The organism is Bacillus inaquosorum KCTC 13429 (assembly GCF_000332645.1).
Taxonomy (GTDB): Bacteria; Bacillota; Bacilli; order Bacillales; family Bacillaceae; genus Bacillus; species Bacillus inaquosorum.
This window is the reverse complement of record NZ_AMXN01000001.1, coordinates 563,919-575,468: the sequence shown is the minus strand read 5'-3', so window position 1 is coordinate 575,468 and position 11,550 is coordinate 563,919. Positions and strand designations below refer to the sequence as shown.

Here is an 11,550-nt window from a genome sequence, read left to right as displayed (position 1 = left end):
CCTTCTTTCAGTTATTGAATCGATACTTTGCCTGCGGTCAGCCGTCTGTATGCTTTGTAAAGCATGATATTGCGGGCTGTGATGGTGCCGAGGGGAATGAAGAACATAGAATGAATAATGGCAATAAAAATCTCGTTGCTCTCTGGCAGCCATATTCTCGCAGCCATACGCAAAGAAAGTATCACTAGAATGAGGATAACACTTCCAAGTGAGCCGCGTGAAGTAACCTTTCCGGTTTCTGGATGAATCCGCACGTTTACCATCTTCCCGATGCCAAACCCGCAGGCCAGCCCGATCAGTAATAAAATGCCGCTGATCGCCACGTGTAAAACAGAATGAAAATATGAAGGCTGAAAAGATGCTGATACGCCCCATAACAGCAGCAGCGGAATGATCAGCAATTTCACGGGTTTTACCGTTCTTTCTCGATACATCGATAAAATAATAAGAATAAAGACAATAAAAATATAAGGGCTCATCGCCATGTCATCAAATCCTTTCTGTATGAAGCATAGCGAAAATTGCAAAAGAAAACGTCAACCGGCAGATTGATTTTCAGCTGCTATACTTTTGTTCGCGCTGCATAAAGTCATGTAACATGGCGTGAAAATGCTGAATGTCCTTTATATGATTGCCTACAAAAAATATGAAGAAACTATTAATAAACAATTAAACTTCTTAAAAATGGATGTAGGCCAGTTCTAAACACTATATAATAATATCAGGTCATTTTTTAGGAGGGTTTACATCATGGCAATACTTGTTACAGGCGGTGCCGGGTACATCGGAAGCCACACATGTGTGGAGTTATTGAACAGTGGCTATGAGATTGTCGTTCTTGATAATCTGTCCAACAGCTCGGCTGAGGCGCTGAACCGCGTCAAGGAGATTACGGGAAAAGATTTAACGTTCTATGAAGCGGATCTATTGGATCGGGAAGCGGTAGATTCCGTTTTTGCGGAAAATGAAATTGAAGCTGTGATTCATTTTGCGGGGTTAAAAGCAGTCGGTGAATCTGTGGCGATTCCGCTCAAATATTATCATAACAATCTGACAGGAACGTTTATTTTATGTGAGGTCATGGAGAAATACGGCGTCAAAAAAATCGTATTCAGTTCGTCTGCGACGGTGTACGGCGTTCCGGAAACATCACCGATTACGGAGGATTTTCCATTAGGTGCGACAAATCCTTATGGGCAGACGAAGCTCATGCTTGAACAAATTTTGCGTGATTTGCATACAGCCGACAATGAATGGAGCGTTGCGCTGCTTCGTTACTTTAATCCGTTCGGCGCGCATCCAAGCGGACGGATCGGTGAAGACCCGAACGGCATTCCGAATAACCTCATGCCGTATGTGGCGCAGGTGGCTGTCGGCAAGCTTGAGCAACTAAGCGTATTCGGAAATGACTATCCGACAAAAGACGGGACAGGCGTACGTGATTATATTCACGTCGTTGATCTTGCAGAAGGCCACGTCAAAGCGCTGGAAAAAGTATTGAACGCCACAGGAGCCGATGCATACAACCTCGGAACAGGCACAGGCTACAGCGTGCTTGAAATGGTCAAAGCCTTTGAAAAAGTGTCAGGGAAAGAGGTTCCGTACCGTTTTGCGGACCGCCGTCCTGGAGACATTGCGACCTGCTTCGCAGACCCTGCAAAAGCCAAGCGGGAACTGGGCTGGGAAGCGAAACGAGGCCTTGAGGAAATGTGTGCTGATTCCTGGAGATGGCAGTCTTCTAATGTGAATGGGTATAAGAGTGCGGAATAAGAATAGAGGCCTTCTCAACAGAGAAGGCCTTTTTTAGAGAAAAAGGGCGCCTGCTAAGGCACCCTTTTCAGCTATTATTTGATTTTCACAATAACATCATTACTGAATTTGAGCTTCCAAGTTCCTTTAGCGTAAGCATCCTTGTCCACTTCGAATGCTTTCACATCTGTTACTTTAATATTAGGATTTAGATCACTTAATATTTTAGAGTTGTCAACTTTTGTCTCAGTTGCATAGGTCGAAGAAGCATCGATATCGGAATCATAAGAAGTGCCATCGCCATCAACTAATTTAACAGTTGGAATTGAAAAAGAACTTATCGGCTTTTTAGATACGTTTTTAATTGTATATTGAACAGCTACGATAGTGCCTCCATCAGACGCTTTCTTTTCAATGTATTGAGTGCCGACAGAATCTCTGTCCTCTACTTTCGTAACCGTTACTTCAGTTTTTTCAGTTTTTACAGTATCACCGATATTGTATGTTTTTTCAGTTTCTGCTTTGCTGCTGCTTGATGTTTTGGAAGTGGCTTCTGAACCGCCTCCGCCGCCAATGTTAGCAATAATAATGATAACAACAACTGCGAGAATAAACGTAATGATCTTATGTCGCATAAAAAAGTTACGTTGATCCTTACCACAGTTAGGACATTTTTTTACACCCTTTGCAATTTCTTGACCGCAAGCTTTACAGGGTACTAGTTTTCCTGCCATTATATTTCCTCCTATGTAATTAAATGCACAAAACATATGTACTATAATGCCTATATTATTTCGCTTAGTCAATATAAAATTATGAATTTCTTATAATTATTATCATTTATAGTTAATTTTACTTGTAAAATATATGCTATTTTTCTTATCGGTCATATCTATTATTTGTTAATAAATAAATCGCTTTTTCTTGTAGCCCATCTGAATAAATCTCCGCGAATACCCCTTGAACCAATTCGAACCGTCCCTTATAATGCTAATATTGGAAAGTAAACAAGATATGATAAAAAACAGTGGTTTTCTAGGGTTCCGCAATGCAAATTGGACTGTGACCGAGAGAAAACACATAACAGCCCGGCTGTTATGACACGGTGGGATAAAAGCCCAGGAGTTTCTGCTCTTTTGCGAGAGCGTACTCCTGGGTTTTTTTGTTGATACTATCTGGAGAAGGAGTGTTTTGTGATGAAAAAGAAAATGCTTGATGTGCTGATGCTTGTGATTGGTGCTTTTTTCTTCGCGCTTGCAGTGAATTTGTTTGCGATTCCCAATGACCTTGGGGAAGGCGGGGTCACTGGGATTACGCTGATTTTGTATTATGTATTTCAATGGTCTCCCGGAGTAACGAACTTTATCTTAAATGCATTTCTGCTTTTAATCGGCTACAAGTTTCTAGACGGTAAAACCACTGTCTATACCATCATTGCCGTAGCGGCGAATTCGCTTTTCCTCCATCTGACACACGGGTGGAGCATTCCGTCTAATGAATTGATCATTAATACGATTTTCGCGGGTGTATTTGCGGGAGTCGGTATTGGCATGATTATTCGTGTCGGCGGCACGACCGCCGGTTCTGCGATTCTGGCCAGAATCGCTAATAAATATTTAGACTGGAATATCAGCTACGCGTTATTGTTTTTTGATTTAATCGTGGTATTTAGCTCTTATTTTATTATTGGTGCGGAAAAAATGATGTTTACGATCGTGATGCTGTATATCGGAACGAAAGTGATGGACTTCATTATTGAAGGATTGAATACGAAAAAAGCCATTACGGTCATTTCGGAAAATAAGAGTGAGATTGCAGAGCAGGTGAATACCTTGATGGATCGGGGTGTCACGATTTTATCAGGGAAGGGAAACTATACGGGCCAGTCGAAAGAGATTTTGTATATCGTCATTAACAAACAGGAGCTGTCCATGCTGAAGAAAATCATCAGAAGCTGCGACAAAAAAGCGTTTGTGATCGTCCATGACGTACGCGATGTGTTTGGTGAAGGGTTTGTTGATATATCTAAATAATGAGAATCCCTCTGCACTTGAAGCAGAGGGATTTGTTCGTTTAGAACGGATATTTGCGGTATTGCTTCTGTATCGAAATCCATTTCGTCACGGTAAATTCCTCGACCACCCAAGGATTTCCGAAGCGGCCGACACCGCTTGCTTTGTTTCCGCCAAAGGCTATATTCGGCGAGTCATTAACGGACTGGTCGTTGACATGGGTCATGCCGCTGTCAATTTGCAGGGCAAACTTTTCGCCTTTTTCTAAATCAGAAGTGAAAACAGCCGAGCTGAGGCCGTATTCTGTATCATTTGCCATATCAATCGCTTCCTGATCGCTGGAGGCTTTGATAATGGTGGCAATCGGGGCAAACAGCTCCGTTTGGGCAATTTTGCTGTTGTTGTCTGCACCGACAAAGACATACGGTGTGAGCACGTTTCCGACGCGTTTTCCTTCAACCGCAAGCTCAATTCCGTCTGCCTTTGCCTGCTCAATGATCTCCAGTGCTTTTTCGATTTGGCGTTCGTTGATCAGCGGACCGACAACGGTTTTCGGATCGGTTTGATCGCCGTACGGAAGCTGTTTGACACGGGCGGTGAATTTTTCAACAAACTCATCGTACACATCTTGATGAACGATGATCCTGTTGATAATCATGCAGATTTGTCCTTGGTGAATAAATTTCCCGAAAATCGCGGCGTCTACAGCACGATCGACATCTGCGTCTGATAGGACGGCAAATGGGTTGTTGCCGCCGAGCTCAAGGGCCATTCGCTTGAAGTTACGCCCAGCGATTTCACCGATGTGACGCCCGACTGCGGTTGATCCCGTAAAGCTGATTAATTTCGGGATTGGATTGGTCAGCATGCCGTCCCCGATTTCCTTTAAGTCCGTCAACATGACGTTGAGGACACCCGCAGGAAGGCCGGCGTGTTCAAATGCTTTTGCAATGATGGTTCCGCCGGAAAGAGCGGTTTGAATATCTGGCTTGTGAACAACACTGTTTCCCAGCGCAATCGCAGGTGCAATCGTTCTCATTGATAAATTCATTGGAAAATTAAATGGAGAAATCGATGAAATCACGCCGAGCGGAAGGCGGTAAATCTTATTGATTTTTCCTTCAATGTTTGATGGAACCTCTTTGACGCCGCCCAACTCGCCGGTATACGTCATGGCTTCATCTAAAATTGCAATGGTTTGCTCAAGCTCGATCGTTGCTTTAATGATCGTTCCGCCGGTTTCGCGGGAGATCATCATGATGATGTCATCACGGTTTTCCTGTAAATAGCCGCGCGCTTTTTGCAGGACTGCTTTTCGGTCTTCTGTTGTGCTCTTGGCCCACTCTTTTTGCGCCTGCTGTGCAATGTCAAAAGCATCCTCCAGCTGTTTGCTTGTTGCCAACGATGCTGTTGTAATCACAGACTGGTCATACGGATTCAAAATGTTCTCCGTACGCCCGCTTTCTCCTTCTGTCCATTTTCCGTTGATAAAACTTTTGTTTAACGTTTCTAAACCCATTCATAATCATCCTCCTTTGGTCCTGCATATCCTCTTCTATTTCCGCTGAAGCCAATATGTAAACGAACGAGGTTTCCCTTTCAGTTTCTCGTCTGTCTATGCCGGATATACTCTTTTTTATTGGAGAACCTTGCATTTCGCCTTATACTAAATATACAGATCCTTACATGAGAGAGGAGACCATATGAAATCTCTGCTGGATATTTATCCCGGTTCGATTGTGTCTGATGAGCTTTGCGTAAAGGAAGATTGTCTATGCTTTTTTGATGAGAACAGTCAGAGATATATCTCCATTCCGAAAACGGAAATTAGCGAAAAAGAGACATTGCTGCTGCAGTCATTTTTGACGCCTGCGGATGAGGTCAATCAAATGTCTTTGAAGTCGCCGGAGGAAAACAAGTGGTTTGCGTTTCTTTTTTCTAAAGGGGAAGTGCCGGCGAACATAAAAAAGCGGACGAGATTTGTTCATTTTCATTTAATTGGCAAAATGGAGCGGGCGTCCTTTGCGGAAGCCGTCCGCCATTTTTGGCCGGTTCCTTTTGTGATTGTGTGGATGCATGAGGACAGAGGCGTGATTGTCGAGCAGGAAAGTGAAGCGGCGGCGGGGAAAGACGAACTGGAATCACTCGCTAAAGTTCTTGAGAGTGATTTCTACTTCAGTGTCCGTTTTTATGCCGGGAGATTTTATGAGCCGGATGAGAATCTGCGAACACATTACGCCCGTGAACAGACGTATTTCCTGTTTGCTGAAAAACGGCTGCCTCAGGTGCAGAGTGTGACCTTTGAGATGATTTTTCCTTTTTTATTATTAGAAGCAGAAAAAGAAAAGCTGGAAACGCTGCTCTCTGAAGAAGCTCAGCTTTTATTTGGAAATGAATCTGAGCTGAGGAAGACAATCAAGCTCTTTATTGAAAACAACTCAAACGTAACGTTAACGGCGAAAAAGCTGCATCTGCACCGCAACAGCCTGCAATATCGAATTGATAAATTTATTGAGCGGTCAGGGATAGACATTAAAACGTATAAAGGCGCGCTGCTCGCCTATTTTATCTGCCTGCAAAGCGAAGTTTCAGAATAAATTGGAAATATGCACGAAAAATGGCTGGCTGATTTTATGAACGCTGCCCATTCCAGCGATATGAAAAAGCTGTTACACTCAAATTAAGAAAGCGTTTACAATAACAAAGGGGGATGTTAGATGGCTGAATTGCGGATGGAGCACATTTATAAATATTATGATCAGAAGGAAGCGGCTGTTGATGACTTTAACCTTCACATTGCCGATAAGGAATTTATCGTATTCGTCGGCCCGTCAGGCTGCGGGAAATCAACAACGCTGCGGATGGTTGCAGGGCTTGAGGAAATTTCGAAAGGCGATTTTTATATTGAAGGAAAACGGGTAAATGATGTAGCGCCAAAGGACAGGGATATCGCGATGGTATTTCAAAACTACGCGCTCTATCCGCATATGACAGTCTACGATAATATCGCATTCGGGCTGAAGCTTCGAAAAATGCCGAAGCCAGAAATCAAAAAAAGGGTAGAAGAAGCCGCTAAAATTCTCGGGCTGGAGGAATATTTGCACCGCAAACCGAAAGCGCTGTCAGGCGGGCAGAGACAGCGGGTCGCACTTGGACGGGCAATCGTGCGGGATGCAAAGGTGTTCCTGATGGATGAGCCTTTGTCGAATCTGGATGCGAAGCTGAGGGTGCAAATGCGGGCGGAAATCATTAAGCTCCATCAGAGGCTGCAAACCACAACGATTTACGTGACACATGACCAGACAGAAGCGCTGACGATGGCGACACGGATCGTGGTCATGAAAGACGGAAAAATCCAGCAGATCGGGACGCCGAAGGATGTATACGAATTCCCTGAAAACGTATTTGTCGGCGGATTTATCGGATCACCAGCGATGAACTTTTTCAAAGGAAAGCTGACGGACGGCGTAATCAAAATCGGTTCTGCAGCATTAACCGTGCCGGAAGGAAAAATGAAGGTGCTGCGTGAAAAGGGCTACATTGGCAAAGAAGTCATCTTCGGGATCCGTCCTGAGGATATTCATGATGAATTAATTGTCGTAGAATCGTATAAGAACTCTTCGATTAAAGCGAAAATCAATGTCGCAGAGCTGCTCGGTTCTGAAATCATGATTTATTCGCAGATTGATAATCAAGACTTTATTGCGCGGATCGACGCTCGTCTCGATATTCAATCAGGTGATGAGCTGACGGTTGCGTTTGATATGAATAAAGGCCATTTCTTTGACAGTGAGACAGAAGTGAGAATTCGTTAAGTTCAAAAACCGGACATGGAGACATGTCCGGTTTTTTTGTGTTCTCTTAAAGGTTTACAGAAAAGACCGCAGGGGGTAGTGGTTGGTAAGAAAGGGGAGATCGTGATGTGGCATGCGGCAATGTGGGGCGGGATCTCCGGCTCTGCTGTATTGCTGGGCGCGCTGGCGTCCATGTTTTTTTCGATTCGCAAACAGATCATCGGCTATATTATGGCTTTTGGCACAGGCGTCTTAATTGGCGCTGCCGCTTACGAGCTTCTTGGAGATGCAGTGGCAGAAGGCGGAATTGTGTCGACAGGCGCCGGATTTATTGCGGGGGCAGTCGTTTTTACGATTTTTGATTACGCGGTTTCCAAAAGAGGCGCGTCACAAAGAAAAAGATCGGGACAAGCAGCTGCCGGCGGCGGAATCGCCATTTTTATCGGCACCATCATGGATGCTGTTCCGGAATCGATTATGATTGGCGCCAGCCTTCTCGAAGAACAATCGGTCAGCTTCCTTTTGGTGATTGCCATTTTTATCAGCAACATACCTGAAGGGCTGTCCAGTACAGCAGGAATGAAAAACAGCGGGTATTCCAGAACAAAAATTATGCTGCTTTGGGCTGCGGTGTTCGTGATTTCGATTCTCGCATCATGGTCAGGATATTTCTTTCTCGACGGTGCTTCTGAAGAAGTGATGTCAGCAATCGCAGCGTTTGCGGGCGGGGGCATCATTGCAATGATTGCTTCGACGATGATGCCCGAGGCGTACGAAGACAGCGGTCCGATGACAGGTTTGATCGCTGCACTTGGCCTGTTAACCTCGCTGGTTTTGAATCAGTTCTCTTAAATGTGAGCCGGTCATGCTTCCATGTCCGGTTTTTTTGCTTGAAAATCTCAGAAACAAACCGATGAAAAAGGAGGAAGAAATAGACAGAAAGCAGGAGAACGATGAAACGATTGATTTTAAGCGCCTTTCTTTTGGGCAGCTGCTTTGCTCTCGCGGCTTGCGCTGATCAAGAGGCAAACGCGGAGCAGCAGATGCCGAAAGCAGAACAAAAGAAACCGGAAGAAAAGACAGTACATATTCAGAAAAAAGAAGACGATACATCTGCATGGATTAAAACAGAGAAACCGGCAAAGCTGCCGATTTTGATGTATCACAGCATTTCCTCAGGAAACAGCCTCCGTGTCCCGAAGAAAGAATTCGAAGCACATATGAAGTGGCTGCACGATAACGGCTATCAGACATTAACGCCGAAAGAGGCGTATCTCATGCTGACGCAGGATAAAAAGCCGAGTGAGAAATGCGTGCTGATCACGTTTGATGACGGATACACAGACAATTATCAAGACGCGTATCCGGTGCTGAAGAAGTACGGAATGAGGGCGACGATTTTTATGATCGGAAAATCGATCGGACATAAACATCATCTGACAGAGGACCAAATGAAAGAAATGGCGAAGCATGGCATATCGATTGAAAGCCATACGATTGACCACCTTGAGCTGAACGGGTTAACGCCTGAACAGCAGCACAGTGAGATGGCTGATTCGAAAAAACTGTTTGACGGCATGTTTCATCAGCAAACCTCTATCATCAGCTATCCGGTGGGGCGCTACAATGAGGATACGCTAAAGGCCGCCAAAGAAACGGGCTATCAAATGGGCGTGACGACAGAACCGGGCGCGGCATCGAGAGACCAGGGAATGTACGCCCTCCATCGCGTGCGCGTGTCCCCGGGCATGTCAGGCGCATCTTTTGGTGTGTACATCGAGTCGATGAAATAAAAAAGGAGGTGCTCAATCGCCTCCGCCGCCACAGCCGGAATCGCTGAAACCTCCGTCACTGCCGCATCCATCATGATGCGAGCCATGATCTGAATAACCGAAAAACCCGCTGTCCGCCTGCTGCCGCCTTTTGTTTTCCAAGGGCTGCGGCTGAATGACTGAAAGAAAAACGATAATAGCTACAATCAATAAGATGATCACAATCATTTCTGGTCACTCCCTTTTTTCACCATATCTGTTATACGGATGAAACGCTGATCGGTTTCACTTCAAAGAGATCGATTCTTTCAGCCGGTCTCTGAGCCAGCGCATGAGGCAGGAACTTGCAAAAACACGGACAGCAAAAAAGCAAGCTCTTTCGTTTTACAAAGAACTTGCTTGCGGTGTATCAATAAAACTGGTGAAGCAGCAATAAGGTTAAGGACACTGTAATCGCTCCCCCGATTCGGGTAGACACCTGGGCGAATGGCATCAGTTCAAGTCTTTCTGCGGCGCTTAAAATGGCGACGTCCCCGGTGCCGCCTTGCCCTGAATGGCACGCATTGATAATAGCTGTCTCAATTGGATACATGTTCAGCCATTTTCCGGTGAAAAAGCCGACGGCCATCATGGTCACAACGACAGACAGAATCGTAATGATATTGCTGAGGTTGAAGGCAGCGACAAGCTTGTCCCACGGCGTCATAGACACGCCGATCGCAAAAAGCAGCGGGTAGGTTACAGCGGTTGAAAAGAAGCGGGACACACCAAACGCGCCATTTTCAATTGAGGCAGGCACCAATCTGAACAGCTTAATCAGGACAGCCAGCAACAGCATGGCAACGGGTGCCGGAAATCCAAAAAAGTCGTGAGCGAGCATGCCGACTAAATATAAAGAAACGGCAAGGATACCGCCTGACGCAAATAAGGAAAGGTTGAACATTTGCTGGCCGCTTTGTGATTCTTCCAGCGCAGGGGACACTTCTTCAGCTCGGTCCACTTTGCCGTTGCCTGTCCATTCCGGTTTTTTCTTTCCGATTCTGTTCAGCAATCCCGCTAGAATGATCGCGCACAGGCTACCCAGCATGATCGACGGCAGAACAAGTGCAAACGCTTCCCCTTGAGACATGGGCATGATGTCAGAATAACCGATGGATAGCGGAATAGCGCCTTCTCCGACTCCTCCTGCCATGATCGGAATGACAATGTACAGCAGTGTATGCTGAAATCCGAGGCCGAGCAATGTGCCGACAGCCAGTCCGACAATAGCGGCCGCGACAGAACCGGCAATAAGCGGAATAAAGATTTTCATGAAAGCTTTTACGAGTGTTTCTCTTTTCATGCCGAGGATGCTTCCCACGACAATTCCTGCGATAAACAAGTATAGAAAGTTTGAGTTTTCTGTAAATTCTGTGGTGGATTTGACGATATCATGAGGCAGCAGGTGATAGTAGACGACAGCGGACGGAATAAAAGTAGCTAGGATGGCCGGGCCGCCGATAGAACGAACAATCGGTATCGATTTGCCGATTTGGGCAAAGGTGAACCCGAAAAATGCCATGACGGCAATGGATGTCAAGATGTCACTTTTTACATCGTGATGCATAACAAAAACAGTGATTAATATAAACAGCAAGGCATACACAGGAAGCGGTATGATGCCTACTTTTATATTCATGGCTCTTGCAAACCAATTCTCTTTTCGAACCCCTTCGTGAATTGTATCCGTTTGCAATTGCATTTGTGTTTGAAGCTCTCCCATTGAAAAACCTCCCCTATTCTTGATGCAGTGAAATTGTTCACTACGTTAAGTATACTAAAAAATTGAAATTATTAATATATTAAAAATTTACTATTCAACTTTTCACTTCATCACGTTACTGATGAAAAGAGGCATTCTGACTAAAATCGATCTGTGACAGAATGCTGAGAAACGAGTGCTGGTGCCGGACAAGCATTTTATTCGCAAGGAACGATGTGTTGATGTACGATAATAAAGGGTCATTTATCCTAGCAGCCGTCATAAATCAGCAACGAAATAGACAATAATCCGTCACATCATTCAGGACTTTTTAGGTATTTTGGGCTTTATTTTTGAAATGAATCGTTGTAAAGTACTTAATATGAACCAGTCAGAGATTGTGTCATTTGGTCAGTCTGGCAATCTTGCATCATATTGAACGACTTTTTGACACATTTGTGAAATGTTGAACAATATTTTTT

11 protein-coding genes and 1 riboswitch are annotated in these 11,550 nt (G+C 44.8%); of the genes, 6 read left to right on the top strand and 5 right to left on the bottom strand.

What is annotated here, in order from left to right:
• Positions 1 to 11: 11 nt before the first annotated feature.
• Positions 12 to 485, bottom strand: coding sequence for a DUF1453 family protein (locus tag BSI_RS17885; RefSeq protein ID WP_003236181.1), 474 nt, complete (start codon positions 483 to 485; stop codon positions 12 to 14).
• Positions 486 to 750: 265 nt separating this feature from the next.
• Here BSI_RS17885 and galE point away from each other — a divergent pair, with 265 nt between their 5' ends.
• On the top strand, positions 751 to 1,770 hold the full coding sequence (gene galE / locus BSI_RS17890) for a UDP-glucose 4-epimerase GalE (protein ID WP_003236178.1): 1,020 nt from the start codon (positions 751 to 753) through the stop codon (positions 1,768 to 1,770).
• A gap of 74 nt (positions 1,771 to 1,844) precedes the next feature.
• Here galE and BSI_RS17895 read toward each other — a convergent pair whose 3' ends face one another.
• A complete protein-coding gene (locus tag BSI_RS17895) occupies positions 1,845 to 2,384 on the bottom strand; it encodes a DUF4352 domain-containing protein (protein ID WP_119914626.1) in 540 nt (179 codons plus the stop codon).
• 389 nt (positions 2,385 to 2,773) lie between these two features.
• A riboswitch (guanidine-I (ykkC/yxkD leader) is annotated at positions 2,774 to 2,876 on the top strand.
• 69 nt (positions 2,877 to 2,945) lie between these two features.
• On the opposite strand from BSI_RS17895, the gene BSI_RS17900 reads away from it, so the two are divergent.
• Positions 2,946 to 3,782 carry a YitT family protein gene (locus BSI_RS17900; RefSeq protein ID WP_003236173.1) on the top strand — a complete coding sequence of 279 codons (837 nt, stop codon included), beginning with the start codon at positions 2,946 to 2,948 and terminating at the stop codon, positions 3,780 to 3,782.
• Positions 3,783 to 3,822: 40 nt separating this feature from the next.
• Here the strand turns inward: BSI_RS17900 and BSI_RS17905 are convergent, their stop codons facing one another.
• A complete protein-coding gene (locus BSI_RS17905; RefSeq protein WP_003236171.1) occupies positions 3,823 to 5,280 on the bottom strand; it encodes an aldehyde dehydrogenase family protein in 1,458 nt (485 codons plus the stop codon).
• A gap of 184 nt (positions 5,281 to 5,464) precedes the next feature.
• On the opposite strand from BSI_RS17905, the gene BSI_RS17910 reads away from it, so the two are divergent.
• The 4 genes from BSI_RS17910 to BSI_RS17925 all read left to right on the top strand — a co-directional run bounded on the left by BSI_RS17910 (position 5,465) and on the right by BSI_RS17925 (position 9,348).
• Positions 5,465 to 6,358 (top strand): PucR family transcriptional regulator, encoded by an 894-nt coding sequence (locus tag BSI_RS17910; RefSeq protein WP_003236169.1) that lies wholly within the window; start codon positions 5,465 to 5,467, stop codon positions 6,356 to 6,358.
• 120 nt (positions 6,359 to 6,478) lie between these two features.
• Positions 6,479 to 7,576 (top strand): oligosaccharide ABC transporter ATP-binding protein MsmX, encoded by a 1,098-nt coding sequence (gene msmX / locus BSI_RS17915; protein WP_003236167.1) that lies wholly within the window; start codon positions 6,479 to 6,481, stop codon positions 7,574 to 7,576.
• A 105-nt stretch (positions 7,577 to 7,681) separates the two neighbouring features.
• On the top strand, positions 7,682 to 8,407 hold the full coding sequence (locus BSI_RS17920; RefSeq protein ID WP_003236165.1) for a ZIP family metal transporter: 726 nt from the start codon (positions 7,682 to 7,684) through the stop codon (positions 8,405 to 8,407).
• A 101-nt stretch (positions 8,408 to 8,508) separates the two neighbouring features.
• Complete coding sequence (locus BSI_RS17925; protein WP_032731724.1) at positions 8,509 to 9,348, top strand: polysaccharide deacetylase family protein; 840 nt, start codon at positions 8,509 to 8,511, stop codon at positions 9,346 to 9,348.
• A gap of 12 nt (positions 9,349 to 9,360) precedes the next feature.
• On the opposite strand, the gene BSI_RS17930 is transcribed toward BSI_RS17925, so the two are convergent.
• On the bottom strand, positions 9,361 to 9,555 hold the full coding sequence (locus BSI_RS17930) for a YxzE family protein (protein WP_003236158.1): 195 nt from the start codon (positions 9,553 to 9,555) through the stop codon (positions 9,361 to 9,363).
• Positions 9,556 to 9,736: 181 nt separating this feature from the next.
• The gene (gene cimH / locus BSI_RS17935) at positions 9,737 to 11,089 is read right to left on the bottom strand and encodes a citrate/malate transporter CimH (protein WP_003236157.1); all 1,353 of its coding nucleotides are present in this window, start codon (positions 11,087 to 11,089) and stop codon (positions 9,737 to 9,739) included.
• Between the last annotated feature and the right edge of the window lie 461 nt (positions 11,090 to 11,550).